25 protein-coding genes are annotated in these 25723 nt (G+C 45.7%); 10 read left to right on the top strand and 15 right to left on the bottom strand.

What is annotated here, in order from left to right; all coding sequences use genetic code 11:
* Positions 1 to 113: 113 nt before the first annotated feature.
* The 6 genes from MLD56_RS07215 to MLD56_RS07190 all read right to left on the bottom strand — a co-directional run bounded on the left by MLD56_RS07215 (position 114) and on the right by MLD56_RS07190 (position 3921).
* On the bottom strand, positions 114 to 1070 hold the full coding sequence (locus tag MLD56_RS07215; RefSeq protein ID WP_029516422.1) for an aldo/keto reductase: 957 nt from the start codon (positions 1068 to 1070) through the stop codon (positions 114 to 116).
* A gap of 105 nt (positions 1071 to 1175) precedes the next feature.
* On the bottom strand, positions 1176 to 1991 hold the full coding sequence (locus tag MLD56_RS07210) for a helix-turn-helix transcriptional regulator (protein WP_029516421.1): 816 nt from the start codon (positions 1989 to 1991) through the stop codon (positions 1176 to 1178).
* Between the two features lie 36 nt (positions 1992 to 2027).
* Positions 2028 to 2489 carry a hypothetical protein gene (locus tag MLD56_RS07205; protein WP_029516420.1) on the bottom strand — a complete coding sequence of 154 codons (462 nt, stop codon included), beginning with the start codon at positions 2487 to 2489 and terminating at the stop codon, positions 2028 to 2030.
* Complete coding sequence (locus tag MLD56_RS07200) at positions 2490 to 2927, bottom strand: GNAT family N-acetyltransferase (protein ID WP_029516419.1); 438 nt, start codon at positions 2925 to 2927, stop codon at positions 2490 to 2492.
* Positions 2928 to 3223: 296 nt separating this feature from the next.
* Positions 3224 to 3577, bottom strand: a complete 354-nt coding sequence (locus MLD56_RS07195) for a FlxA-like family protein (protein WP_029516418.1) — start codon at positions 3575 to 3577, stop codon at positions 3224 to 3226.
* A gap of 86 nt (positions 3578 to 3663) precedes the next feature.
* Complete coding sequence (locus MLD56_RS07190; RefSeq protein WP_029516417.1) at positions 3664 to 3921, bottom strand: hypothetical protein; 258 nt, start codon at positions 3919 to 3921, stop codon at positions 3664 to 3666.
* 287 nt (positions 3922 to 4208) lie between these two features.
* Here MLD56_RS07190 and MLD56_RS07185 point away from each other — a divergent pair, with 287 nt between their 5' ends.
* Entirely contained in the window at positions 4209 to 4784 is a 576-nt protein-coding gene (locus MLD56_RS07185; RefSeq protein ID WP_029516416.1) for a class I SAM-dependent methyltransferase, read from the top strand.
* Positions 4785 to 4799: 15 nt separating this feature from the next.
* Positions 4800 to 5405 carry a DedA family protein gene (locus MLD56_RS07180; protein ID WP_029516415.1) on the top strand — a complete coding sequence of 202 codons (606 nt, stop codon included), beginning with the start codon at positions 4800 to 4802 and terminating at the stop codon, positions 5403 to 5405.
* 331 nt (positions 5406 to 5736) lie between these two features.
* Here MLD56_RS07180 and MLD56_RS07175 read toward each other — a convergent pair whose 3' ends face one another.
* From MLD56_RS07175 to recQ, 3 genes are all read right to left on the bottom strand, one after another.
* The gene (locus MLD56_RS07175) at positions 5737 to 7050 is read right to left on the bottom strand and encodes an alkaline phosphatase (protein ID WP_029516414.1); all 1314 of its coding nucleotides are present in this window, start codon (positions 7048 to 7050) and stop codon (positions 5737 to 5739) included.
* Between the two features lie 176 nt (positions 7051 to 7226).
* Positions 7227 to 9083: a B12-binding domain-containing radical SAM protein gene (locus MLD56_RS07170; protein ID WP_029516413.1), complete on the bottom strand. Its 1857-nt coding sequence runs from the start codon at positions 9081 to 9083 to the stop codon at positions 7227 to 7229.
* Positions 9084 to 9137: 54 nt separating this feature from the next.
* Positions 9138 to 11036, bottom strand: a complete 1899-nt coding sequence (recQ, locus tag MLD56_RS07165; protein ID WP_029516412.1) for a DNA helicase RecQ — start codon at positions 11034 to 11036, stop codon at positions 9138 to 9140.
* Positions 11037 to 11259: 223 nt separating this feature from the next.
* On the opposite strand from recQ, the gene MLD56_RS07160 reads away from it, so the two are divergent.
* Positions 11260 to 12273 (top strand): RluA family pseudouridine synthase, encoded by a 1014-nt coding sequence (locus tag MLD56_RS07160; RefSeq protein WP_029516411.1) that lies wholly within the window; start codon positions 11260 to 11262, stop codon positions 12271 to 12273.
* An 86-nt stretch (positions 12274 to 12359) separates the two neighbouring features.
* Here MLD56_RS07160 and MLD56_RS07155 read toward each other — a convergent pair whose 3' ends face one another.
* Entirely contained in the window at positions 12360 to 13208 is an 849-nt protein-coding gene (locus tag MLD56_RS07155; protein ID WP_029516410.1) for a hypothetical protein, read from the bottom strand.
* Between the two features lie 684 nt (positions 13209 to 13892).
* Here MLD56_RS07155 and speD point away from each other — a divergent pair.
* Both speD and MLD56_RS07145 read left to right on the top strand, forming a co-directional pair.
* Positions 13893 to 14699, top strand: a complete 807-nt coding sequence (speD, locus tag MLD56_RS07150) for an adenosylmethionine decarboxylase (RefSeq protein ID WP_029516409.1) — start codon at positions 13893 to 13895, stop codon at positions 14697 to 14699.
* Positions 14700 to 14972: 273 nt separating this feature from the next.
* Positions 14973 to 16391 (top strand): NAD-dependent malic enzyme, encoded by a 1419-nt coding sequence (locus MLD56_RS07145; protein WP_029516408.1) that lies wholly within the window; start codon positions 14973 to 14975, stop codon positions 16389 to 16391.
* A gap of 85 nt (positions 16392 to 16476) precedes the next feature.
* Here MLD56_RS07145 and MLD56_RS07140 read toward each other — a convergent pair whose 3' ends face one another.
* Together MLD56_RS07140 and MLD56_RS07135 are read right to left on the bottom strand one after the other, a co-directional pair.
* Positions 16477 to 17157 carry a serine/threonine-protein kinase gene (locus MLD56_RS07140; RefSeq protein WP_029516407.1) on the bottom strand — a complete coding sequence of 227 codons (681 nt, stop codon included), beginning with the start codon at positions 17155 to 17157 and terminating at the stop codon, positions 16477 to 16479.
* Between the two features lie 137 nt (positions 17158 to 17294).
* On the bottom strand, positions 17295 to 18026 hold the full coding sequence (locus MLD56_RS07135) for an HAD family hydrolase (RefSeq protein WP_029516406.1): 732 nt from the start codon (positions 18024 to 18026) through the stop codon (positions 17295 to 17297).
* A gap of 358 nt (positions 18027 to 18384) precedes the next feature.
* Here MLD56_RS07135 and MLD56_RS07130 point away from each other — a divergent pair, with 358 nt between their 5' ends.
* From MLD56_RS07130 to MLD56_RS07120, 3 genes are all read left to right on the top strand, one after another.
* Positions 18385 to 19239 carry a hypothetical protein gene (locus MLD56_RS07130; protein ID WP_029516405.1) on the top strand — a complete coding sequence of 285 codons (855 nt, stop codon included), beginning with the start codon at positions 18385 to 18387 and terminating at the stop codon, positions 19237 to 19239.
* A gap of 113 nt (positions 19240 to 19352) precedes the next feature.
* Positions 19353 to 20108, top strand: a complete 756-nt coding sequence (locus MLD56_RS07125) for a threonine/serine exporter family protein (RefSeq protein ID WP_029516404.1) — start codon at positions 19353 to 19355, stop codon at positions 20106 to 20108.
* Positions 20109 to 20128: 20 nt separating this feature from the next.
* Positions 20129 to 20563 carry a threonine/serine exporter family protein gene (locus tag MLD56_RS07120; RefSeq protein WP_029516403.1) on the top strand — a complete coding sequence of 145 codons (435 nt, stop codon included), beginning with the start codon at positions 20129 to 20131 and terminating at the stop codon, positions 20561 to 20563.
* Between the two features lie 127 nt (positions 20564 to 20690).
* Here the strand turns inward: MLD56_RS07120 and MLD56_RS07115 are convergent, their stop codons facing one another.
* On the bottom strand, positions 20691 to 21203 hold the full coding sequence (locus MLD56_RS07115; protein WP_029516402.1) for a GNAT family N-acetyltransferase: 513 nt from the start codon (positions 21201 to 21203) through the stop codon (positions 20691 to 20693).
* Positions 21204 to 21399: 196 nt separating this feature from the next.
* Between MLD56_RS07115 and MLD56_RS07110 the strand changes: the two genes are divergently transcribed.
* On the top strand, positions 21400 to 22128 hold the full coding sequence (locus MLD56_RS07110) for an MBL fold metallo-hydrolase (RefSeq protein ID WP_029516401.1): 729 nt from the start codon (positions 21400 to 21402) through the stop codon (positions 22126 to 22128).
* A gap of 72 nt (positions 22129 to 22200) precedes the next feature.
* Positions 22201 to 23289 (top strand): M24 family metallopeptidase, encoded by a 1089-nt coding sequence (locus MLD56_RS07105; RefSeq protein ID WP_029516400.1) that lies wholly within the window; start codon positions 22201 to 22203, stop codon positions 23287 to 23289.
* Positions 23290 to 23345: 56 nt separating this feature from the next.
* Here MLD56_RS07105 and MLD56_RS07100 read toward each other — a convergent pair whose 3' ends face one another.
* Together MLD56_RS07100 and MLD56_RS07095 are read right to left on the bottom strand one after the other, a co-directional pair.
* The gene (locus tag MLD56_RS07100; protein WP_029516399.1) at positions 23346 to 24044 is read right to left on the bottom strand and encodes a queuosine precursor transporter; all 699 of its coding nucleotides are present in this window, start codon (positions 24042 to 24044) and stop codon (positions 23346 to 23348) included.
* Between the two features lie 250 nt (positions 24045 to 24294).
* Positions 24295 to 25692: an L-cystine transporter gene (locus MLD56_RS07095; protein WP_029516398.1), complete on the bottom strand. Its 1398-nt coding sequence runs from the start codon at positions 25690 to 25692 to the stop codon at positions 24295 to 24297.
* Positions 25693 to 25723: the final 31 nt, after the last annotated feature.

Genomic DNA, 25723 nt, shown 5'->3' with positions numbered 1-25723 from the left:
TTCAAAATTAGTAAAAAAAGACCGCCTTTCTGCAGAGCCGCTGGTACTACCAAGCGGCTCCAGAAAGGAACGGTCTTATCCTAAACTTAATCATCATGCCAATACTCCGTTTTCTAGGCACGCTCCGGATAACGAGAACCTGCTGCGAAACCTTTGGGCGAAATACGCTCGATCTCTTGAAGCTCTGCTTCCGACAAAGAGACCTGTAGGGCACCAATATTTTCACGCACTCTTTCCAATCTCTTCGTTCCTGGAATCGGGACGATATGGTCGCCTTGCGCCAGCAGCCATGCCAGCCCTAACTGAGCAGAAGTACAACCTTTTTGGGCAGCCAGTTTTTCGATCAGGAGGACAACCTCTAGATTTTTGGTGAAATTCTCGCCTTGGAAGCGAGGGAAATGACGGCGGTAATCATCCACTGGCAGATCGTCAAATTTTTTGATCTGTCCCGTGAGGAAACCTCGACCCAGTGGACTGTAGGGGACGAAGCCGATTCCCAATTCGTTTAGTAGCGGAAGGACATCGTCTTCCACTTCTCTGCTCCACAAGGAATATTCGGTTTCTACTGCGGTAATTGGATGCACCGCATGCGCGCGGCGGATCTGTTCAGCCGACGCTTCCGACAAGCCGATATAACGGATTTTCCCTTCCTTAACCAAATCGGCCATCGTTCTGACGGTCTCTTCAATCGGAGTATTGGGATCGACTCGATGCTGATAATACAGGTCGATATAATCAATCCCCAGATGAAACAGACTGGCGTCTACGGATTTTTTAATATATGCCGGATCTCCCTTGGGTCCCTGAGTGTGTGTGATCCCGAATTTAGTGGCAATCACTACCTCCTCCCGACGACCCTTGAGCGCACGTCCAACTAGCTTCTCATTGCCGCCGAACTTCTGCTGTGCGTATTCCTCACCATAAAGATCTGCTGTATCAAACAGCGTTACACCAAGGTCCAGCGCTCCCTGAAGTGTGCGCACCGACTCCTCGTTGTTCGGCATCATCATCGTGCCAAGGCCCAGAGCTGATACCTCCAGCCCTTCACATCCCAATTTCCTTCTCAGCATATCATGGTTCCCTCTTTTCTTTGGGTAAATGGATGGAATGAACATGTACTCATTCTAATAGACCCTTATGAAGGCAACCACAGTACGTTTATACTAGTAACAAGATTACCAGGTAGAGGATTGGCTTACTGGCGTGTAGATACAAAAGTGCAGACCCGGTTGGTCCGTAATACTTGCTAAAGAATTAATATCATAGGAAACTGCTTCCACAGCGCCAGGGATTTGAAGGGAAACCCGATTCACTTTTTTGAGCTGGATATGATGCTGCTTCCACATGGTGTCAAACTCCATACTTTCCACACGCAGCCGTTCTACCGTCTCCTCAAACCAAGGATCTCCTAAATACTTGTCATAATAGGTTCTAAAAACAGCTACCGAATAGGACGCGAATTCTTCCCAGTTAACCATTCGACGACGTAATTCGGAATCCACGAACAATAAACGAATCATGACACGTTCAGAAACGGACAGGGAAGAAAAATCGGTAATCACCTCATTCGCCGCGCTATTCCAAGCAAGCACTTCCGCTTTTTCATTGCTGATAAAGGAAGGATAGGACAACTGATCAATAATACGTTGCCACTGTGGATTCAGCATTGTCTGGATGGGCGAAATCGCAACCGTCTCATTGGGATTCCACAATTGAATTAGATGCGCTCTCTCATCATGAGTTAATTGTAGAGCTTCTCCTATACTTTCGATAATCTCCTTAGATGCTGTTACTTCTCTACCTTGTTCCAGCCATGTGTAATACGTCGCACTGACACCTGCCAGCATAGCAACTTCTTCTCGGCGAAGCCCCGGTGTTCTTCTTCGCGGGCCCTGTGAAAGCCTAAGACCTGCCTGCTCTGGTTGAAGTCGATTTCGACGTGATTTCAGAAAAGCTCCCAACGTTTTCGATTTACTATTATCATTAGACATGTGTTACCTCTTTTCGAATCAATCGCTATAGAACGCTCACAGTCCCTCGTCAAACAACTGTAGGCCTATGATTTCAAAGGCGACACCGTCGCCCGCTTTAACGTTGACATCACCATTCATTTCTTCAGAATCCAAAATAAACGTAGTGTCTCCTACTACAATCTCCACACATTCTATCTCGTCTGCTTCGCCTTGCATCACTTGATGTATCGTTCCTTGAATCCAATAGTCGCCTAGCTTTGGTTGAGGTCGAAAAATCCCTGTCTCTTCAGTAGACTTCAGCCTTCTGAACCCCTCTATACTGGACTGAGAAGTCTCGACCGAAATTACACAACCGGGAATCATCTTATTCAAGCTATGTTCATAGGGGACAACATACGCATATCCGGAGGTCAGTTCATGCCAAAAATATGTCCAGTAGCCGTATACTTTTTCCTCGCCAATACTACGAATGATGATATGCTGATCTTTATTTATTTCCTTGATCTGTACGCGCATCTATAGAGTCCTCAGTATATTTTTCTTATAATAATAGTGTTTAAAGCCTCTCGGAGCATCGTCAATGACACCAACGACTTCATACCCCTGCTTTTCATAGAATTCGGGCGCTTGGAAAGTAAAGGTATTAAGTTGTATAAAATCACACCCTTTTTTTTTAGCAATTTGTTCAATTTCACCAAGTAGTTGTGAACCGTAGCCCTTTCCTCTGTAGCTCTGATCTACCCACAAAATATCAACCTCCACCCAGTTCCAACATAGTACACTTAGGAGACCGCCTATCACCTGACCGTCTTCATTTTTAAGCGTAAGATTAATCTCTTCGTATTGGGTTCGAATATCTGCTGGAACGTGTTTCGCATTAAACTCAATCAACTTGTTTCTGACTAAACGCGCTTCATCTCTACTACTTCGATTCATCTGAGGTTCCAGCGTCATGGCATAAATCCTCCAATTTGAAATGATTACTAGCACTTACTGATTTAAATATAGAAAATAATAGGGTTAAAATACTTTCATCTTCCTACTGTTATATATTGTATATACTTTTCTATGTTTAGTCACATGATTCAATTTAGATGGACAGAATTATTCTAATCTAAATATCGCTGATTAAAGTCGTTCCCTGGATTCATGCAAAATATTTAGTAACGAAAAAAGCAGGCCCCTCTGAAACGGAGAACCTGCTATCCTTTATATCCATCGTCTGCCATACAGGAGAAGAGAGGGGATGATTAAATTGAAATATCCAGTGATCTCCCAATTCCCGTAATATCGCTGCTGTTAGCGCTGTTGATACGAGTTGTTTCTGTGTTACTTGGAGCGGGCTTTTCCATTTTTGGAGTTGACGTACTGCTGGATTGCGAACTTTGCTGTGCAATTTGAGCTTCAATCTGTTTAATTTGTTGCTGAAGCTGCTTCATTTTTGTTTCTTTTGTATCTTTATTATCCTTACTTTGCTGTACCTTGTTGTACTCCGCTTCAAGTTGAGCTTTTTGCTTTTCCAGACTAGCTGTATCGTTGGTACTGGATGAAGATGAAGTGCTTGAAATAGATATAGAACTGCTGGATGTGGATGAAATGTTCATACGAGATTTCCCCTTTATAAAAGTATGAGTTTACACGTGTGGGCTAACCGGTTCTAAGCTATGGTGTTGCACTCTAATGACTATGACTACGATGATACAGATTGTTCAAAAGTCTTAGCGATTTTATCGAATAAAGCCGATATTTCTTCATCTGTGGCATTCGTAGGAAGCGGAGCCTGCATTCCTCCCGTGTATTCCATGAATTCCTTACTCAATTCGAGTGAATCGTTAGATTTCTTGTGTGTGGTATGACCCGCGGTATTTAGTCCATTCTCATGTGACTTCACCGTATTCGAATGATCATAGGAAGTCGTGATAAGATGTCTGTTAATGGATAGTGACAAAATAGATCCCCTCTCAGTGTACATAATGTTTTTGGCTGCCCACCTACCTTTCATCGGTAGCAAATCTGAATGCAACCTGAGGGTATGCTGAATGATAACTGAATCAATACAGACTCATTAATACCGTAACCCTTTTATTATTTCCTAGACCATAGTCAAGGAAAATACCCTCCGCAAGACGGGGGGATCAACCCTACTTGAGACAGGAGTAAGTAAAGGGATAATTTGTTACTCTTAGCAAAGAATAAATGAACGTATTTTAAAAATTGAAAGTAGGGAAATGATGTATGATCCGTATTAGCCATTTGGTTCACGAGAGACTTATGTTCCTGGTCAAATTTTTGTACTCGCCTGCATACGTGGGTAGTGTAACACCAAGTTCCAGATTTTTAGCTAAAAATATGATAGAATCCATTCCATGGAGTGAAGTTCATGCTGTTGCCGAGCTTGGTGCTGGAACAGGGGCTATTACTCAATACATCCCGTCTGCTGCTGAATTTCAACCTAAGGTTTTACTCTTTGAGAAAGACCAAACCATGCAGCAGAGTTTAAAAAGAAGATTCCCGAATTATCTATGCTATTCCGACTCGCGTGAGCTTCAGCTTGCTATGAAAAATGCTCAAATAGAACAGCTTGACTGCATAATCAGCGGGCTGCCTTTTTTCAATTTTCCACAAGCGATGCGGAATCAAATTGTAGAACAAATTCATCTATCGCTCAGGGATGGAGGAATGTTTGTGGCCTTTCAATACTCTAAACAGATGAAGCAGCAGTTAGGTGAATGGTTTGATATTGAAGAAATCAAGTTTGTGCCCATGAATGTTCCACCCGCATTCGTGTATGTATGCCGAAAGAAAGCTTAAGAAAGGAGTACGGGTATGGACGTGGAATATTTAATTTCCATCATCGAACAATACGGCTATGCAGCATTATTCTTTTCTCTATGGCTGGGGATTGTGGGTCTGCCCATCCCGGATGAAGTCATTGTGATGACTGGCGGGGCTGTAACAGGCATGGGCATACTTCACCCGTTACCCGCTTTTTTAATTGTATATCTTGGGGTTATATCAGGCTTGTCCTTAGGTTATGTATTGGGGAGAACCGTGGGCACACCGATTCTAGAACGTTTACGCCGGAAGAAAAAAATGGACAAGTACATTACGTTTTCGGAAAAATTGATACATAAGTATGGAAACTTCACTATTTGCATCAGTTATTTGCTGCCGATCGTCCGTCACATTATTCCTTATATTGTCGGAATCAATAAAATGAGCTTCAAGCGCTACGCCCTCTTCTCTTATTCAACGGGTTTGATCTGGACGCTGATCTTCTTTCTACTCGGACGTATCTTTGGCGATCATGTACAGGCAGTAGGAGAACTAATCCATCGTTATGGCTTGCAGATGGCATTGCTTGTCATCATGCTGACCATTATATTTTTTATAATGAAATTAGTATGGGGGAAGAAAACAACGGAGGAGTAAAGGTAGAACACGTTCGGCTAGTCTCCTGCAAAGGAGGTGATGCCTGTGGAGGTTAAAGATACATTGATGTGATGATTCAATTTGCGACATTGGTGATCTTGATTCTTTCCTTCAACAAAAAGAAATAGACCGCCCTCTGGAAAAGGTTAGCGGTCTATTTTACTAATCCAACCCTACAACTACCGCCCCTATAAGCGGCTGTTGTAAAAGAGTGAGGATGTTGGCTGCATCTTTGCTATTTTTCAGTATATACTTATTAGCTTTAGTTTATCACAGGAAAAACCATATTGCCAATATGGAAAGCCTTTAAAGTGGCGGCTTACACCCCGAGCTATTTCTTTAATTGAAGCAACTTAACCAGCTTATCATGAATGGCAGTATTCGGGTAATTCCCGCTAAACTGAGAAGAGCCTGGGCCCATCGCGGTTAACGCCACATCAACAGATGTATGTCCTCCCGTGGTCCAGTCAATATAAAACTTTTCATTAGAGCCTTTTACAGTAAAAGGACCATCCTCTTTGGAGACGCCTTCACCGGATTCATCCTCCGCATCTTCGCCTTCAATCGCCAAACCGCCCGTTTCATGATCTGCCGTCACCAACACTAATGTATCTGGATGTGCTTTGGCATAATCTTTAGCTACTTTAACGGCCTTATCGAGCTGTTGCCCAGCCTTAATCGTTAGCTCACCTTCATTGTCATGCGCCATCTCATCCGTTCCTTCTTCTTCTACCATCAGGAAAAAACCTTTTTGGTTTTTGGAAAGAACATCAATCGCTTTGGTCGTCATATCCGGTAAAGAAACCGTTGGATTGTAAGAGTTACCCTGCTTGTTGTGAGCTTGGAACATCTCTTCATTGGCGAACAGCCCCAGCAACTTAGAACCTTTGGCTGCTTTCATTCCTGTCTGATCCGTCACATAGCTATATCCCAGCTTCTTCGCTTGTTCTACCAAATTCCCTTGAGTTCCCTTACTCGCTTCCTCAGGATCTTCTGCCGGAGCATCTGGATGTTTGCCTACTGTTCCGGCAGGGTACCAGAAATCCTCACCACCGCCCAGAATAACATCCAGCTTGCTTTTCTCCAAATACTGTTTGGCAATCTCGCTTTGAGCGGAGCGTTTTTCGACATGCGCACCAAAGGCAGCCCCCGTTGCGTCTGTCACTTGGCTTGTCGTCACGACACCTGTAGACATGCCTGCTTTTTTAGCCAGCTCCATAATCGTTGTCACTGGTTTTTTATTCAAATCCATTCCAATCGCGCCGTTATACGTTTTCACACCTGTTGCAATGGCAGTCGCAGCGGCGGCAGAATCCGTAACCAGGTTATCCCCTGAACTTGTGCTAACCAGGCCGGTTACAGGCATGTTGTCCATTTCAAGTAATCCCGATTTCCCTACCGTCGCCAAGCGAATCGCGTTGCGACTTGCTTCTCCCATACCATCGCCGATGAAGAGAATGACATTCTTAGGGGCATCGACTTTCGCTGACGAGGTTTTCTGTCCTTTGGATACCTGTGTCGTAGTAGACTTGGTATTAGATGAGGCTGCAAAAGCGTTAGGGATATTAGCAGATAACAATGGCGCACTCAAAACGGTAATAGCACCTAAAGCAAGGATACTCTTTTTCATCGAACGCTTTTTCACAAGGTCACACTCCAATAAATTTAATATTCATATATGATAAAGTAATCATATATCTGCTTTGTAAAGTATCGTAAAGCAATAGATTACACGAATGTAAAATTTGGAGTGCTCACCTGTTTTTTATAAGACAAAAGAAGGCACCGACTCTTGGTATATCAAAGTCGATGCCTCTTATATTAAATCGCAGCGATATTTTTGCCGATCGGCATGGTGTAGTAGAGCGGCTTTTGCTGTCCATTTTGCTGATAGACTACAAGCAGAAGCGTGCGGCCTTCGGCAGTCAATGGGCTACCCCCACTCAGGATATGATCCAGACTGAACGGCAGTACATCCAGCACAGCGTGCTTTTGCAGTTCTTTTTCACTCAGCTTCAAGGAAGCAAAGGCTGGGATAATCTCGCGGTATGGCTGCGGCTGTTGACTGCCTACATCCGTCTCACCTGTACTCTCCTTGCTCGCATCTGCCACCACAGGTGACAACAGCGCATCCGGATGCTGGAGAACCATTTTCATATAGCTGGACCAATCATTCTTCTCCAAGGCATGCTCCCACCAAATTTTACGCGGCTTATATTTATGGTTAAGGAAATAATCAAGCTTCATCAGTCCAAGCACCATATCCATTCGCTTTGTTCCACGCGATTCTAGAAAGGACTGGAGACGCGTGAACAAGTCTTCGAGCTGATGCCCGATTTTTTGCCAGCCCTGTCCTTCCCAGTAGTCTCCGAATTCCTGAAAGAAATCAAAGGCGGACGAGAATTCACGCTCAATCAGATAGTTGACTGTATGATCCATACGATGAGAATTCCAATACTTTTCCAATACATCTTCCAAGCGCTTGAGCCGGACGATATCGGCAAAGGAAAGGACGTCATTGCTCAGCATTTCATACGGCGCAACATCCATATACGTATAGTTATACTTGTCTGCGTCGATACGCAGTCCGGTGCCACGCAGCATTTTGAGGAAGCCAAGTTGAAGCTCTTCCGGGCCGAGCGCAAAAACGTCATTAAACGTTTTACGGAATGTGTTGTAGTCCTCCAAGGGCAATCCGGCGATCAAATCCAAATGCTGGTCGATTTTACCGCTTTGTTTGACCTTTGTAACAGTACGAGAAAGTTTGGTAAAGTTCTGGCGACGCTTAACCAGCTCATTGGTAGGATCATTCGTTGATTGGACGCCGATTTCAAAACGAAATACGCCCGGCGGCGCGTTTTCCGCCAAATAATCCAATACCTCGGGACGCATAATATCTGCCGTAATCTCAAACTGGAAGACACATCCACGGTGATTTTCAATCAAAAATTTGAACATTTCCAGTGCATAATCGCGTTTAATATTAAACGTCCGATCCACGAACTTAATTAGGTTGGCTCCATTGTCGATCAGATACAGAATATCTGACTTTGTACGCTCGATATCGTAATAGCGCACCCCAACTTCGATGCTTGACAGACAAAACTGGCAGCTGAACGGACAGCCCCGGCTCGTTTCGAAATAAACAACCCGTTTCCCGAGTTCCGGTATATCTTCAGCAAAACGATAGGGCGACGGCAACTCGTTCAAGTCCGCTTTCGGACGACCGGGCATCTGAATAACCTCTTCTCCCTTACGGTAAGCAAGTCCATACACAAAATGGAACTTGCGATCCCCTTCCAGCTCCTGCAGCAGTTGATGGAATGTTTCCTCTCCTTCACCAACCACGATAAAGTCCACATTCGCCAAACGCTTCATCCAGTGATCCGTATCGTAGGATACCTCTGGACCACCCAGAACAATTTTGACTTCGGGCATAATCTTTTTCAATACATCGATGACTTTAATCGTCTCTTCAATGTTCCAAATATAACAGGAAAAGCCGATGACATCTGCCCCCCGTTGAAACAAATCGGATACGATGTTCATCACCGGGTCCTTAATCGTGTACTCCGCCAGCTCGATATCAAAGTCCTTTTCACTGTAGGCTTTGAGACATCGGATGGCCAGCGAGGTATGAATATATTTTGCATTTAACGTTGATAAAATGACTTTCATAGGTCACAACCTTCTATAGTTTGCATGGACTGTTATATCCTTACCTTAGTATGGCTATTCAAAATCCTCGTACACATCGTCTGCATAAATCTCGTCCTCACTTACCGTTCCCCCGATATTCCCCTGATTATGAAAAAAATCAAGAAACGGCTTGCCGTACTTGCGGAACTTCACTTCTCCGACACCCTTGATCCGCAACATCTCTGCCTCGGATTGTGGGCTCGCTACGCTCATCTCACGCAGCGTCGCATCATTGAAAATGATATAAGACGGTACATGCTCCTGAGCGGCCAGATCGCGGCGGATCAGGCGCAATTGCTCGAACACGGTTTCGTTGACTGCAGCCGGGTATGCATCGCGTCCCTGTCGTCCGCGTGAACCTGCTCCACCTGCAAAAGCCGTGGCATGTCGCACCACACGCTGCATGACTTCTCGCTGGCCCTTCAGCACTTCAGCGGCAAGCTGCTGCAAGCGTACGACCGGATATTGTCCCTCGGACAACATCAGATAGCCTTCCGAAACAAGAACATTGATGATTTCGGCGATCTCTTTTTCCGTCCGGTTGCCCATCACGCCATAGGTTGGTAGGCTGTCAAAACCATACTGCAGCACTTTTTTGTTACGCGAGCCTTTCAACACCGAGGCGACCATCGAGACCCCATAACGTTCCCGCATGCGATGAATGCACGAAAAAATCTTTTGCGCATCTATGGTCATATCAACCAGTTCCCGTTCATCTGTACATGAACTGCATATGCCGCAAGCTTTATGCTCCTCCGCTTCTCCGAAATACTCAAGCTGTGCTGTACGTAGGCAACGAGTCGTGTAGCAATAATCAACCATCTGCTGGAGCTTGCGATAGTCATTACGCTTGCGGTCTTCATCCTGTGGATTTTGCTCAATCAGGAACTTCTGCGTCACAATATCTTGCGGTCCGAACAGCAAAATACATTGACTCGGGTCGCCATCACGTCCTGCGCGTCCCGCCTCTTGCACGTACGCCTCCATATTTTTAGGCATGTTGTAGTGAATGACATAGCGTACGTTCGATTTATCTATCCCCATGCCGAAGGCATTGGTTGCTACAATGACACGGATATCGTCGTACAGAAACCCTTCCTGGCTATCTGCACGTTCCTGATCTGTCATCCCGGCATGATAGCGTCCAGCCGCCATGCCTGCGTCACGCAGCCGTTGGTACAAATCGTCCACGTCCTTACGTGTCGCAGCATAAATAATGCCGGATTCACCCTCATGCTCACGGGCGTAATTCAGTAAAAAGCTGCGTTTGTCTTCCCCGCGCAGCACACTGAACGCCAAATTGGGCCGTCCAAGGCCTGTAACGAACGTCTCCGGTGAGCGCAGACGAAGCAAGCGCACGATGTCATCCATGACCTGCGGTGTCGCCGTTGCCGTAAACGCAGCCACGATTGGACGTTCATACAGCCCGTCCACGAATGGAGCCACAGCCAGATAGCTGGTACGGAAATCATGGCCCCACTGGGATACGCAGTGAGCCTCATCTACCGCTACGCAGGAAATCGGCAACTGAGCCATTTCATCGCGAAACCAGTCCAGTTCGAGTCGTTCCGGTGCGACATACAGTAACTTCAAGTCACCATTCCGTGCGGCTCGTATGCGATCATTCACTTCTCGACCACTCAACGTACTATTGATGTAGGCAGCAGCAATCCCCATCGTGGTCAGCGCATCCACCTGGTCCTTCATCAGCGAAATGAGCGGTGACACGACAATGGTCAGCCCCTCATGCAACAATGCGGGGATCTGGTAGCATATCGATTTTCCGCCCCCTGTCGGCATGATGCCCAACGTATCGTTGCCCTCCAGCATACTGGCCACAATTTTCTTTTGTCCCTCCCGGAAATCGGGATAGCCATAAAATTTTTGCAGCAAGTCCTGCGCCCGTTCCAAGGTTGGTGCTTGTACACTCATAGTTTCAAAACTCCTCATATTTCTAGCGTCCTTGACGCATATCGGCTTTTCTTTCGTTACCTTTAGTTTACCGGGGTTCAGGGTAATGTTCAACCGCTAGAAGACTACCAATCTGGTTTAGTCCCTTATGGCGTTCGCTGTTTTCTCATGATATAGTGAACACGGTGCCGAAAATTTGTCCATAATTATGAAGAGACACGGTTCCAAGAAGGAGAAAGAACCCATGAACAATCGGAAACCCCAACGGAAAAATCATACAAAATCTACGTCAAACGCAAGCCATTCCAAACGCAGTCATAAACCTGCCGGAAGATCTGGCTCCCATAGACCGGAAGCTCCACGGGGAACGAATGCTTTTGATAAAGCCCCTGCCAAAACATACATCGTCCAGGAGCCTGCCGAGCTGTTAAGCTTTTTAGTAGAGCATGTGACTGGCATGGGTCGCAACTCCATTAAATCAGCACTGGCTCGTGGGCAGGTGTCCGTCAACGGCATTCCGCGTACCGTGTATAATTTTCCACTGGAGCAAGGTCAGACTGTCGCTCTTTCCAAGGAAAAGGTAATTCCCGTCGTACCACTGACTGGGCTACGTATTTTGCATGAGGATGAAGCCATTATCGTTATCCATAAGGATGCCGGGTTGCTGTCCGTGGCTTCAGCGCAGGAGCAGGAAGTAACAGCCTATCGCCAGCTTACGGCCCATGTGAGACGCGAGCATCCGTACAATCGTATTTTTGTACTGCATCGTTTGGATCGTGATACATCAGGAGTGATGATGTTTGCGAAAAGCGAAGCCATACAGCAGGAAATGCAAAAAGCGTGGAAGGAAGTTGTGTATGAACGAACATACATTGCTCTTGTAGAAGGACAGGTTAAAAAAGCTGAGGGTACAATCACCTCATGGCTGAAAGAAAGCAAGACGCTAAAAATGTATTCCAGTCCTTATCCGAATGACGGACAACACGCAGTCACTCATTACAAGCTACTTCAAGCCAATCGGCATTTTTCTTTGCTGGAAGTACGTTTGGAGACCGGACGCAAAAATCAAATCCGCGTACATATGGAGGATATCGGTCATCCCATTGTTGGAGATAAAAAATACGGTTCCAAATCCAAGTCGATTGGGCGCCTTGGCCTACATGCGAGGGTATTGTCTTTTATTCATCCCGTCACCGGGGTATTGCTGCGTTTTGAATCCGACATCCCTAAAACCTTTTTGAATCCGTTCCGGGAGTAGAATTGAGCAAAGCATACGGAGATTAGATAGAAAAATAGAAGAGGAAATGAGGGGGCTGTAGAAGGACAGCACCCTTTTTTGATTGATTAAGCGGTATACCTCCGAACACCATCAGCCATTTTCATCAACTCATCCCATATATATATGGGCGTATTACACACTGGACAATCTACCCAACCATTTAAATAGGGTAATTGGGCAATCAGCTTGTTCTCTTCAATTTTTTGGGCATATTCGTGCAACCACTGCATATTAGCACCTCTATGGTCCAATGAACGGGGGCGAATCGGTTGGGGAACCAGATTATCTGAATTTACAGGATCCTTATCATAGACAACCAAGGTGTCATTCTGTTCATCAGGCCAAATATAGAGCGGGGTACCGCAATGCGGACAATCCAGCGTATATTCGTCACCAGTATCGAAGCTTTGTAGCATATAAGCTACGCAGCGATAACCCTGAAAAGCGGCACCCGCAGCCAGAACATAGCGTTTACCGACATCTCCTTCGTGTTCTTTCGCATACAGCACCATTTCTTCAGTCAATTCTGCAAGTCGGACAATGGCACACCGATATTGCGCGTAAATATATTCAGCCAGACTAGAATCCACTTTCACCTGATCCCTTGTAAATTCCAAAGGAACTTTGGTATGTAAGGGATTGTTATTCTTCGCTTCGAATATTCCGCAAATGTTATATATATCTGCACGAATCCCTATATCAGAACTTTTTAACGCAATGTCTACAAGGTAAGGTACAGCCGCAAATGTACAAGTATACAACGTATTTTGGTGATACAGCTCCTCCCAATACAAGGTGTCAGCCATTTCGCCATCATATCCGGCTTGGAGCTGCTTCAACATTTCCGGGACGTATTGAGAAGAACCATAAGGGCCTTGGAGCAGAGTCCAGGCCGGATCGGACAAAGCCAGCATCTTGATACTCCTTCCACCGTTTTTCTTACAGTAAAGGATTTTGCAAAAATCCAATAAGCGACTTCCAATGAACAAAGGTATAGAACGAAGTAGTTTAGTTCGTCTATATCTTGCACTTCGGAGCGACTGGAATCGAATTGTGCAAAATCCTGACAGTAACATGGGATCGGTTTGTAAATTAAACTCGCTAACAAATTCATTTTAACTTCATAATTCTCAGCTTCTTACGTTTATTTTATTATACGCATATTATTAGCTGAAGTTGCTTTCTCGATTTATGCAATATACAAAATCACTATTTTTCCGGGTCTATAATCATATTCGGTTAAGCTTTCGGCATTGTGAAGGTGATACACATTAAATTACTGAATTACTAACCTGGTTCTTAAGTTCTACTACGAGTTCTCTGTCAGTTCAGTTCCTTCTTCGTATACATAGTTCATATTATAAGTCCTGTTACTTAAAAATTGCTGAGTAAGAAATAAAGTATATATACATTAAAATTTCCATACATGTAAAAACAAAGCCACTCCCCTGCCTGTTTTTAATTATGCCAAACGGGTAAGACATACTTGTTCAAGCCTTTAATCTAACAGCTACAGAACTGATTTTATGAATCGGTATATGAAAAGGCGTGTTGGGAATATTATGTATGAATACTGCGACTATAAGGGGAAATAGCCTATGACCATAACACCGGAACAGCGGATTACCCTGCACGGATTTAACAACCTGACCAAATCATTGAGCTTCAATATGTACGATATTTGTTACACCAAAACCAAAGAAGAACGCGAGGCGTATATTGAATATATTGATGAACAATATAACTCAGATCGGCTGACAGCTATTTTAAAGAATGTATCTGACATTATCGGCGCCCATGTGCTCAACGTAGCCCAGCAGGATTATGTTCCTCAAGGAGCCAGCGTGACAGTACTTATATCAGAGGGACCCATTGTGGAGGTTCCGACTGAATCTTATGCCGAGTCACCAGGCCCCCTACCTGAATCTGTCGTGATACAGCTGGATAAAAGCCACATTACGGTTCACACCTACCCGGAATATCATCCAGACGAGGGGATCAGTACGTTTCGAGCAGATATTGATGTCTCTACCTGTGGGGAAATCTCCCCGCTCAAGGCACTCCACTATTTGACTCATTCTTTCGACACCGACATTATGACGATTGATTACCGGGTACGCGGCTTCACACGTGATATGAATGGACATAAGCTTTTCATCGACCATGATATCGGCTCCATTCAAAACTATATTCCAGACGAAGTGCGCAGTCAGTATGACATGATCGACGTGAATGTGTATCAGGAAAATATTTTCCATACCAAATGTAAGCTAAAACAATTCGATTTAGACAATTACCTGTTCGGCTACACCAAGGAAAGTCTGACTGAAAAAGAGCAACAAAATATATCAACACGTCTCAAAATTGAAATGGACGAAATTTACTACGGTAAAAATATGACGTAACAGATCGAATGCGTGAAAATAAAGTGAATCATTTCATTGAAAAAAAGGATGATCGCTTGGACTGAAATACAGCCAGGCTTTCGTCCTTTTTTTGATACAAAATAAAAGATATTACTCAACTTGATCTGTACAAGCGAGTGATTGTTCACTATGATAGGGGAAGAAACCACTAATTTAAAATATCAGCATAGATTTTACATCCGCTTCATATTGTAAGCGCAATCAATCGATCCTACGTATGATTTTGTCATGGAAGACAAAGGAGGAATTTGCATGCAAGGCGGTATTGGCGGTAAAAATATCATTTTACGACTGGAAATTTCCACAGAGCACATCCAATTTGGTCAATTGATTACGTTGGTAAACGAACATGGCGGGGATGTAATCGCCATTGACGTCATCCGCACCTCTGAGAAGGTCACTGTGAGAGATATTACAGTCACCATTGCTGATCCAGCAGAAATCGATCAAATGATTGCCCGGATTAAAAAAGCACAAGGTGTTAAGGTATTATCCATCTCTGATCGTACCTTCCTATTACACCTCGGGGGCAAAATTGAAATGCAGCCCAAGGTCCCCATTCAAAACCGCGATGACTTATCCCGGGTATATACCCCCGATGTGGCACGCGTATGTATGGCGATTCACGAGGAACCGGACAAAGCTTTCCGTTTGACGATCAAGCGCAACACGGTCGCCGTCGTCTCTGACGGAAGCGCTGTCCTCGGGCTAGGCAACATCGGTCCCTATGCAGCCATGCCAGTTATGGAAGGCAAAGCTATGCTGTTCAAGCAGCTCGGGTCCGTCGATGCCTTTCCCATCTGTCTGGATACGCAGGACACCGAAGAAATCATTAAGGCCATTAAGCAATTGGCCCCAGCCTTTGGCGGTATTAATCTGGAGGATATTTCATCGCCACGATGCTTTGAGATTGAGCAGCGGTTACGTAACGAGCTGGACATACCTGTTTTTCATGACGATCAGCACGGTACAGCTGTCGTTTTGTACGCAGGGCTGATCAATGCGCTCAAGGTTGTCGGCAAGGCCCTGTCTGACGTCAAAATTGTCGTCTGTGGTATCGGGGCTGCGGGTGTGGCCTGTACGAAAATTTTGCTATCTGCAGGAGCAGTCAATATCATTGGCGTAGATCGTCACGGAGCGCTTACAGCGGATGAAACATACGAGCATCAGATGTGGAACTGGTATGCGCAGCATACCAACCCCGAACGGCTGTCTGGCACGCTGTCCGAGGTTCTGAAGGACGCTGACGTGTTTATCGGACTCTCGGCAGGCGGACTACTGCAACGAGAAGACGTGAAACGTATGAAAGAAGCCCCGGTACTGTTCACTATGGCTAACCCAGTTCCCGAAATTGCGCCAGAGGACGTCGAGGACATTGCGGGTGTCATCGCCACCGGACGTTCGGACTATCCTAACCAAATTAACAATGTGCTTTGTTTCCCAGGCATCTTTCGAGCAGCGCTCGACTGCCGTGCCCGTGAAATCAACGAAGAGATGAAGCTGGCGGCCGCCGAGGCCATCGCAGGCACGATCCGTCCTGAAGAACTAAACAAGCTGTATATAATCCCTGGTGTATTTAACGAGAGTGCGGTTCAACGGGTGCGTGAAAAGGTAATTCAAGCCGCAATTGCGAGTGGTACAGCGAGAAGAGTGCCTCGGGATTTCAGATAAAAGAAAAGGATTGCTCCCCTAAATGCGGGTGCAATCCTTTTTGCTATGGAAAGATCAGACTGCATATCCGTTATCTTCACAGCGGTTATGACCTCCATTTAGAGAACAATTGACTGGCACGCTGGGCAAATTCCTCCAGATTAAAGTTGGAGTTGTCCAGCTTGTAGTACCATTTTTTAATCGTATCCAAAATCCATGAGGGAACTTTAACCTCCGAGATACCAGAATAAAACGTATGATACGCCCACACCAAATGCTCCCAGCGCTTGTCATCGCCTTCCTTCACGTATTCAGATACGTCCAATACCTTGGCACGCCCGTCTTGCATGAGTACATTCTTGAGGTGGATGTCACGGGGGTTCAGCCCCTTGGATCGGACAAATTCTCTCGCCTTTTCCACATCCAGAATGACCTGCTCTGGCACAGGAATTCCTTGCAGCAAACAATCCAGCAGCGTAATACCGGATTCATAACTTATGACAATATACTTGTCGCCTTTTCCGTAATAATGAGGAAAAAAGTCAGACCCTCGCAAACGCTCATATACGTCGGCCTCCGCATCTTTCTTGTCGATCGCCATGTCTGAGTACACCTTGAATGCGTAGCCTGGCAACGTATCCAGCGTAAATACGGCCGCATCTGTCCCGATGCCAATACAGCGGACGTCTTGAGTGGCTGTTTTAATGGTAACCGGATCATTATCCTCTGTACTGTATACGGTCACTTGACTTATGATGTCTTCTGCCTGCCTCCATTGTTCTACCATGCGCGATCCCCTCCTTTTCTGTTCTAAACCATTACCAATGAAATTAGATCTATAACAGATAAATAGTATTACGGGTTAGCTTTGGGAATGGCTTCAAAATAGGTTGATTCTTTTAGAAAAAACGGTATGTGCCGTGTCTAACGAGCGTCCGGCAAAAGCAACCTTCTTAACTCTGCATAGCTTGCCGCTGTTTTATAGATTCCTAGCACGTCAGTTTCCGGGGGAGCGTTCCTGTGATTGAACCAGATCACCTGCCAATTCGCAGCTATAGCTCCCGCCACGTCATTGCGCCAGGAATCCCCAATGTAACAGCAGTGCTCTGCTAACGTTCCTGTCCGTTCGTTCACTACTTCAAAAATGCGCGGATCAGGCTTGGCATAGCCAACGGTTCCAGATACAAAGATATGCTCTGCTGCAACATGATTTTCCAACGCCATAGCCTTGATCTTGCTCATCTGGTGTTCTTCAAGACCGTTGGTAATTAATCCAACTAAAAAGCCAGCCGAGCTCAAATCATTTATTAACGAGGTAGCCCCCTCAAAAGGCTCAATTCGGTACTGACGATCCAAATATTCTTGTTGAACATGTACTGCCTGCTCACGGGTAATTTCTATCCCGAATTCTTGTAAAGCCAGAATGAAACGGCCTTCTCTCATCTCATCCAGTTCATGCGTCCCTGCCTTCCCCTCCAGTAGTCCTCCTTTAGCCGATAGTACATCGCTGTAATAGCGAATACGATGGTAGGCTTTCTCAAAAGGAAAACGCTCACTCAATCCTAATACTGTTCGCAATGCATCGCGTGTAGGGTGCAAATGATCGTACATCGTATCATCTACATCAAAAAAAACAGCCTTCTTTTGCAAGTTCATATACCCACTTCTTTCTGTTAAATCTTCGGATGTCGCTCCTTTTCACCTTGTCCTGATATTATACCCGTTGGCCTGTTACGTTGCACCCTGCCCTTCACATTGCGCATCCTGCAATCACACTTCACGGTTGCTAACATACACTGAAAAGACCGCATTTTCGCAAACTCACTTTACTTCTCTACCGAGCTAATATAGGTATCTTGTCCTGCTTTGCCCGAAAGCGTTTTATTTGACAACACACGGGTAAAAGGTCACATTTTTGAAAAGATTCGTCATACAGGTTTACATTTCGTGTAAAATCACGTACCTTTTAGGGATGGACGCTTTATGGATGTATTGGATAAGGGAGGCAGACACGATGGATTCCGGTTCTAACCTAGCCTATGGATCAGCTACACCTTTGATTGAGGCACTTATAGAATTTGAAAAGGAGCTCGAAGCGAACCGGCATTCTTTGAGTTTTGATTTGGGATTGATTATGGAGCAGGGCCGCGCGCCACGATATATGGCTACACCACCAGATGTTATTCCTTTTGCCCATGCAGGGGTGGACGGAATACATTATGGCTTTTTAACGGATTTTGGTCTTGAAAAGGACCTTTCACAGGCCCCTATCGTATGCGTATCTCCCGTCGATTGGACGGGTGTATGGGTGGTTGCCCGTCATTTGCAGGATTTTTTAAGTGTTGTTTATACAGAGAACAGTTCATTACAACGATACTACGCCAGTGGAGATGACTATTCTGGACATGCAGGTCAGCGACTGCCTCAGGTTGTAGATGAACGTACCGCGTTTGTACGCGAATGCTTCCGGGAACGCTTTGGTATCGAACCGATTCAGGATATGGCTGCCTATATCGATAGTTTGCGTACAGAACGGAAGCACAATGAAGCAGCTCCTACGCTGAACGGCTTGGGCATTCAGGTATCTTCTTCTGCGAAGCATAGCTCTTCTAAGGAGAGTGCCCTCTTGACCGTAACGGAGCCTTTCCTTTGGGAACAACAAGGCGAAGCTGTGCGTGAGTTATTCCACAACGGTTCGCGTGAAGCCAGACTGGCCTTTATTCGAGATGCCCAGACACGGCATCTGTTCACCCATTCTGCCCTTCGTGCTTTTGTAGCTGGACAGCTTAAGTTGATGGGCCTATCTGAGGCCGCAACATATCTGGAAGAGTCCTACTATACCGTTATTCCTGATATGATAGAATCATGACGAATTCCTTGGATTTCCCCTAACCTAACCGCCTCCGAAAAGGCGGCTTTTTGTGCTACAATAAATGAAAATAATAGGGTCGAACGGCCCGGTACGAATGAAAGAGAGCGAGCATGAATAATCATTCCTATCCTACTCCTGAAATCATTGAGGTTTGTCTGTTGGCGGGCAAACTGATGATGCAAAATGGAGCCGAAACCTATCGTGTTGAAGACACGATGTCCCGCATTGCTTCGGCCTATGGCATATCCCAGTCCCATAGCTATGTCACACCAACTGGGATTTTTTTTGCCATTAATGACTCGGAGCCTGCCACGCTCATTCGCATCGTAGAGCGGACCACCGATTTGCACAAGGTGACAGAGGTCAATTCCATTTCACGTAAAATCAGCACAGGTGATTTGTCTCCCCGCGCTGCCGTCAAGGAGCTTTCGGAGATTGAATGTGGTCCCCTCCGTTATTCTAACCGTATACAGCTGATGGCTGCTGCGTTGGCCAGCGGTTGCTTTATGATCATGTTTGGTGGAGTTTGGCGAGATTTCCCCGCAGCTGTGTTATGCGGAGGTATCGGATTTGCAGCCGTACAGTATTTTCACAGACTCGTTAAGGTTAAGTTTTTCTCAGAGTTTTCTGCATCTTTTCTAATCGGTTTGCTGGCGGCTCTATTAACGATAGTAGGCTGGGGACAGATGATGGATAAAATTATTATTGGCTCTGTCATGCCACTGGTTCCAGGCTTGTTAATTACAAATGCCATCCGTGATTTAATGTCCGGGCACCTTGTTTCGGGTCTTTCCAAGGGAGCCGATGCTTGCCTGACGTCTTTCGGCATTGGAGCTGGCGTTGCGGTGATCATTTCTTATATGTGATTCGGAGGAGATTCAAGTCTATGCTTGCACAATTATTCACAAGCTTTATTGCCACCGCTGCATTCGGCATACTTTTCCATGCCCCCCGGCGCTCGCTGCTGCAATGCGGTTTCGTCGGTATGCTAGGCTGGCTGGTCTATTATTCAACTACGGACAGCATGGGACCTGTGAGCGCCAGCCTTTTGGCAACGATCCTCATCGGCATCGTCAGTCAAGGCTTTGCGCGGCTGTACAAAATGCCTGTGATTATTTTCAGTGTCGCAGGCATAATTCCGCTCGTTCCAGGGGGAATGGCCTATAATGCCATGCGCCAGTTCGTACAACAACATTATCCGCAGGCACTGGAGCTGGCGATGAGCACGCTGATGATCGCAGGAGCGATTGCTGTCGGTTTGGTGCTGTCAGAGGTACTTAATCAGATTTTTCACAGTATACGTTTTAAACCACAGCGCTAAAAGCGATGAAAATAGAAAAGTTAAAGAGGCTGCTCCCACAATCACGTACATCTGCAGTGTATGAGACGATTTTGGAAACAGCCTTTTTCTGTACACGTTACAAAGAATATTTATATGTCATAAGCTATTATTCATCCACTCGCTTACCCAATATCGCCAAATCTCGCTCTATGCTATCCAGCACAGCTACACGCGGATAGTACCCCCATTGCTCAAAACCAAACTTCCGTAGCAGCCCAATACTTGGCTCGTTATGACCAAAAACAAATCCCAACAACGTTGTAATCCCCAGTCTCGGACATTCATTTAGCAGATGCTGTACCAGTCGACTTCCTGTTCCGGTTCCACGAGAATCCTCATGGACGTATATGCTAATTTCTGCTGTACCGTTATAAGCTGGACGCCCATAAAAGGACTGAAGGCTGGCCCATCCGGCAATTGTACCCTTTTGTTTTAAAACCCATAAAGGGCGGTGATTTTCCTGATGAGCCTCAAACCATGGAATTCGACTCTCCACTGTCACCGGTTCCAGATCTGCCGTGACCATTCGTCCTGCGATCGTAGAATTATAAATGTCCACAATATCGGGAAGATCCTCTTTGCGCGCAAATTCAATGGAAAAAGATTGGTCCTTATTCATTATTCGTATCTGCCTCCTATTGTGTGATTTATTTATTGTACAAGACAAGCGCCCGATCAGCCATATCGAGTTGTTTTGCGGATTAGTCCCAAAGGGTTTTATAATAGAGCTGAGGAAAAACAAAAACGAGGTAAGCAATTTAACACGATGAGACGGGAGGTATGTTTCGGAGTCAAGGATTCTGAAGCAGCTTAATATGAATATTGGAACTCAACTCTTGATTTTGGAAATACCTATGGAATCTTTTTTTGGAAAAACGACCATTTATCCTGTACTGCTCAAGGATGAGGATGGACTTACACTGATTGACACGGGAATGCTCGGCCAATTGGAGCCATTACGCAAGGCTATTTCAGATGTGGGTGAGGATATCAGCCGCCTGAAAAGAATTATTTTAACACATCAGGATATTGACCATATCGGAAATGTTCATGCACTACTGGACTTGCTGCCTAATACTGCCCTGTTAGCCCATAAGGATGACGTCCCTTATATGACAGGAGAGCGACCGTTTGTGAAGTTGACGCCGGAACGGATTAATCAGTTGGATACTACGCTCAAGCAACAAGCAGAGGATCTGATTCGCCGCCTGCCAGATTTGCGCTTTGCTCATATTCTTGAGGACGGTGAGCATCTACCCTATGGTGGAGGAATACAGATTATACATACACCCGGCCACACGCCCGGGCATATCAGCTTGTATGTGCCCGCACAAAAGCTACTTTTGGCAGCAGATGAGTTGCTTGTAGTCGAGGGTGAACTGGTCGGTCCCGCTGAGTCGGCTACGCCGGATATGCCGCTGGCCCTAAAGAGCCTCGATAAACTGACTGTATTGGATGTTGAAAAGGTACTCTGCTACCATGGTGGTTACTTTGATCAGAATGTACAGGCACGTCTGCAAACATTAAGTCAGGAAAGAGAATAAGTCATTCCATGCTATAAATAATGATGTATGAAGAGCTATAATGAATAAATAGGCAGAAAGGAATGAGACTTTATGAATGAGAAAATAACCCGACTGTATGATGAACTGAAGTCACAGTCTTGGGACGGCCTGCTTGTGACCGATCCTAAACATATTTACTACCTGACGGGCTTTGCCAGTGATCCGCATGAGCGTTTTCTTGGTCTGGTGTTGCTTCGGGACCAAGAACCAGAACTGATCGTACCCGCCCTGGATGCAGAAGCCGCCCAAGCTGCTTCTTCTGTGACTCGTATATCCACCCACACCGATACGGACAATCCATATGATCTGCTGCGTCAACGCACAGGCACCGGTGTGAAAGCATTCGCGCTGGAAAAGGAGCACGTCTCCGTCCTCCGTTACGAACAGCTACATACTGCCATTGGCGCGGCTCAATATGTGGACCTGGGTCCAGTGCTTCAAGAAATGCGTGTGAGAAAAACTCCTGAGGAAGTACAACGTCTGAAACATGCAGCTCGTTTGGTAGAAGATGCCCTTCGTCACGGTCTCACCCATGTGCGTGAAGGGGTGACGGAAGTCGAGCTGGTGGCCGAAATCGAATACCAGATGAAAAAAATCGGCGCAGATGGTCCGTCTTTTGACACAACAGTGCTGTCTGGACCCAAAACAGCCTTGCCTCATGGTGTTCCGGGCACCCGCAAGCTGCAATACGGCGATCTGCTCATGTTTGATATGGGCGTATACTCCGATGGTTATGCTTCGGATATTACGCGTACTTTTGCTTTTGGAAAGCTATCGGCTGAGCTGGAAACGATTTATAATACAGTTCTTCGCTCGAACGAAGCGGGAATTGCCGCCATTCGCCCGGGAGTTTCCTGCGCATCCGTAGATCAGGCAGCACGGGCTGTTGTTGAATCCGCTGGATATGGCCCTGCCTTTAACCATCGAGTTGGACACGGCCTTGGCATGAGTGTTCACGAATATCCATCTGTACACGGAGGCAATAGCGATCTGCTTCATGAAGGCTTCGTGTTCACAATCGAACCCGGCATCTATGTGCCAGGCCTCGGCGGTGTGCGGATTGAAGATGACGTTCTGGTCACCTCTGATGGTGTTGAAGTGCTTACCTCTTTTCCAAAAGAACTGACAGTGCTCGGATAAATCCATTTGCTATTCATTATATAAAAAGCAGAAAAAAGGAGGGGTAACCCCAGCCATCATGGCTTTAGGGTTTGCCCCTCCTCTTCTATAAAGCGGAAATTGCGTGCAATGTACAAAATGGGTGTACCCGCCGCGGTCAGTACAAATTTTAAAATGTAGGTGGTGAATAATATCTCGATCCATATCCCCCACGCATAACCGTAAAAGGCAATAGTACAGAAAATGAGCGTATCTATAAACGAGCTGATCATCGTGCTGCCATTGCCGCGAATCCAGAGCTGATGACGTTCCGGGAAAAACTTGCGAATCCAGGCGTACAGACGCACGTCCAGCAATTGACTAACTGCATAGGCTGTCAAGCTGGCCAGCGCAAGCCTTGGCAACAATCCAAACAGCTGTTGCATCGGGGTCTGGGCAAAATCCGTTGCAGTAGGCTCGAATTGCAGCACCATTTGCATCGTGACCGTCGTCATAATCAGAGTGAAAAAGCCGAACCACACAGCTTTACGCGCCTCTTTAGGCCCATATTTTTCATTCAGCAAGTCGCTGGCCATATACATAGAAACATACATCGTATTTCCCAATGTCGTGGTAATGCCGACCAGATCAATCGTTTTGGTTACCTGAATGTTAGCTAGTACAGTAGCAACACCAATCCAGGCGTACAGCCCTTTTTTACCGAACAACCGAAAACATAACAAAAAGAACATAAAATTGACGAGGACAAAAGCTGCCCCCCATAAAAGATTAAACATAAAATCCTCCTAGTTTTGATAGCGCGGGATGGTTGCGAACCGCGGTTCATCCGAAGCAAGCCGGAAAAACATTATTTTAATGTATCATAGATTAGGATTCGTGAACAGCTATAATTCACACTGTCCTAAGCCTAATATAAAGAGCCGACCTTAAGGTCGACTCTGAGTATTGAGGTGCACAGTGCATGTGTTACATATGCGATAGATGCGATATGAGACTGTAGTTTACACCATCTTGTCTATCTTTTACTTAAGAGTGCGCCGTTGCATCCAAATCCATACCTTGATTGTTGAACACGTCTTGATCGTTCTCTTTGAGCACCTTGCCTGAAATGAGACCTGCGGTAATAGAATCATTGACATTTAACGCTGTGCGACCCATATCAATCAACGGTTCGACTGAGATGAGCAATCCTGCCAATGCCACTGGAAGATTCATGGTGGAAAGCACGATCAGGGAAGCGAAAGTGGCACCACCGCCTACACCCGCCACGCCGAACGAGCTGACCGTAACGACCAGAATCAGCGTGAGGATAAAATCCCAGCTCGTTGGATCAATACCCACGGTTGGAGCAATCATAACCGCCAGCATTGCCGGATAAATACCAGCACAGCCGTTTTGTCCAATAGTCGCTCCCAAGGTCGCAGACAGATTCGCGATGCCGTCGGACACACCCAGCTTTTTCGTTTGTGTTTCAACATTTAACGGAATGGTCGCCGCACTGGAACGAGAAGTAAAAGCAAAAACCAGTGTAGGCAATACCTTTTTCACATACGTCACCGGATTATAGCCGAACAAGGCCAGCAAAATAAGATGAATGATAAACATGACCAACAAAGCCACATAAGAAGCGAGCACAAACTTGATTAGCTTCAAAATTTCATCTGGATTGGTCGTAGCTACTACTTTAGTGATCAGTGCTAAAATACCGTAAGGTGTCAATCTCAGCACCAGCGTTACAATCCGCATCACTACAGCGTACACTGCATCGATCACTTTACGGAAGGTTTGCGCCTGTTCCGGTTTTTTACGATCCAATCCGAGCACAGCCACCCCGATAAAAGCCGAGAAAATAACCACCGCCAGCGTCGACGTACGACGTGCTCCCGTCATATCCTCAAAAGGATTTGAAGGAATAAATTCCAGCACCTGCTGTGGAATGGTCATGTCCTGAACTGTTCCAAGGCGCTCTTCCATCTTCAAGCCCTGTGCTTGTTCCTTTTCTCCACCTTGAATCTCAATGGCCTTTAAATCAAATGACAGACTGGTTACAATACTCACTGAAGCAGCAATTGCCGTTGTAATCAGTAGTACTGCAATAATGGACACGCTGATTTTGCCAAGGTTCTGTCTTCCCTTCAAATTCATAATAGCCGAAATAATCGACACCATGATAAGCGGAATAACGACCATTTGCAGCAAACGGACATAACCATTACCTGCGAGGTTGAACCAATCAACTGATTTTGTAATGACCTCTGAGCCTGCCCCATAGGCATATTGTAGAATAGCCCCGTAGATCAGTCCGAAGCCAAGTGCGGCAAATACCCTTTTTGTAAAGGAGATGTGCTTTTTCTGCATCCAGACCAACACGCCGAGCAGTGCAAGCAGCACGATGACATTCAAAATAATAAAGAAGGTATCCATATATCATTTCCTCCAAACTTCAACGTAAGAT

The sequence above is a fragment of the Paenibacillus peoriae genome (assembly GCF_022531965.1).
In the GTDB taxonomy this organism is placed as follows: domain Bacteria; phylum Bacillota; class Bacilli; order Paenibacillales; family Paenibacillaceae; genus Paenibacillus; species Paenibacillus polymyxa_D.
Note: the sequence above shows the minus strand (reverse complement) of the source record. Positions and strands in the feature narration are given on the sequence as shown.

Bases quoted from the DNA above. Each gene is read 5' to 3' on its own strand.
- MLD56_RS07215 (WP_029516422.1), bottom strand. From the start codon at position 1,070: ATGCTGAGAAGGAAATTGGGATGTGAAGGGCTGGAGGTATCAGCTCTG.
- MLD56_RS07210 (WP_029516421.1), bottom strand. From the start codon at position 1,991: ATGTCTAATGATAATAGTAAATCGAAAACGTTGGGAGCTTTTCTGAAA.
- MLD56_RS07205 (WP_029516420.1), bottom strand. From the start codon at position 2,489: ATGCGCGTACAGATCAAGGAAATAAATAAAGATCAGCATATCATCATT.
- MLD56_RS07200 (WP_029516419.1), bottom strand. From the start codon at position 2,927: ATGACGCTGGAACCTCAGATGAATCGAAGTAGTAGAGATGAAGCGCGT.
- MLD56_RS07195 (WP_029516418.1), bottom strand. From the start codon at position 3,577: ATGAACATTTCATCCACATCCAGCAGTTCTATATCTATTTCAAGCACT.
- MLD56_RS07185 (WP_029516416.1), top strand. From the start codon at position 4,209: ATGATCCGTATTAGCCATTTGGTTCACGAGAGACTTATGTTCCTGGTC.
- MLD56_RS07180 (WP_029516415.1), top strand. From the start codon at position 4,800: ATGGACGTGGAATATTTAATTTCCATCATCGAACAATACGGCTATGCA.
- MLD56_RS07170 (WP_029516413.1), bottom strand. From the start codon at position 9,083: ATGAAAGTCATTTTATCAACGTTAAATGCAAAATATATTCATACCTCG.
- recQ (WP_029516412.1), bottom strand. From the start codon at position 11,036: ATGAGTGTACAAGCACCAACCTTGGAACGGGCGCAGGACTTGCTGCAA.
- MLD56_RS07160 (WP_029516411.1), top strand. From the start codon at position 11,260: ATGAACAATCGGAAACCCCAACGGAAAAATCATACAAAATCTACGTCA.
- MLD56_RS07155 (WP_029516410.1), bottom strand. From the start codon at position 13,208: ATGCTGGCTTTGTCCGATCCGGCCTGGACTCTGCTCCAAGGCCCTTAT.
- speD (WP_029516409.1), top strand. From the start codon at position 13,893: ATGACCATAACACCGGAACAGCGGATTACCCTGCACGGATTTAACAAC.
- MLD56_RS07145 (WP_029516408.1), top strand. From the start codon at position 14,973: ATGCAAGGCGGTATTGGCGGTAAAAATATCATTTTACGACTGGAAATT.
- MLD56_RS07140 (WP_029516407.1), bottom strand. From the start codon at position 17,157: ATGGTAGAACAATGGAGGCAGGCAGAAGACATCATAAGTCAAGTGACC.
- MLD56_RS07135 (WP_029516406.1), bottom strand. From the start codon at position 18,026: ATGAACTTGCAAAAGAAGGCTGTTTTTTTTGATGTAGATGATACGATG.
- MLD56_RS07130 (WP_029516405.1), top strand. From the start codon at position 18,385: ATGGATTCCGGTTCTAACCTAGCCTATGGATCAGCTACACCTTTGATT.
- MLD56_RS07125 (WP_029516404.1), top strand. From the start codon at position 19,353: ATGAATAATCATTCCTATCCTACTCCTGAAATCATTGAGGTTTGTCTG.
- MLD56_RS07120 (WP_029516403.1), top strand. From the start codon at position 20,129: ATGCTTGCACAATTATTCACAAGCTTTATTGCCACCGCTGCATTCGGC.
- MLD56_RS07115 (WP_029516402.1), bottom strand. From the start codon at position 21,203: ATGAATAAGGACCAATCTTTTTCCATTGAATTTGCGCGCAAAGAGGAT.
- MLD56_RS07110 (WP_029516401.1), top strand. From the start codon at position 21,400: ATGAATATTGGAACTCAACTCTTGATTTTGGAAATACCTATGGAATCT.
- MLD56_RS07105 (WP_029516400.1), top strand. From the start codon at position 22,201: ATGAATGAGAAAATAACCCGACTGTATGATGAACTGAAGTCACAGTCT.
- MLD56_RS07100 (WP_029516399.1), bottom strand. From the start codon at position 24,044: ATGTTTAATCTTTTATGGGGGGCAGCTTTTGTCCTCGTCAATTTTATG.
- MLD56_RS07095 (WP_029516398.1), bottom strand. From the start codon at position 25,692: ATGGATACCTTCTTTATTATTTTGAATGTCATCGTGCTGCTTGCACTG.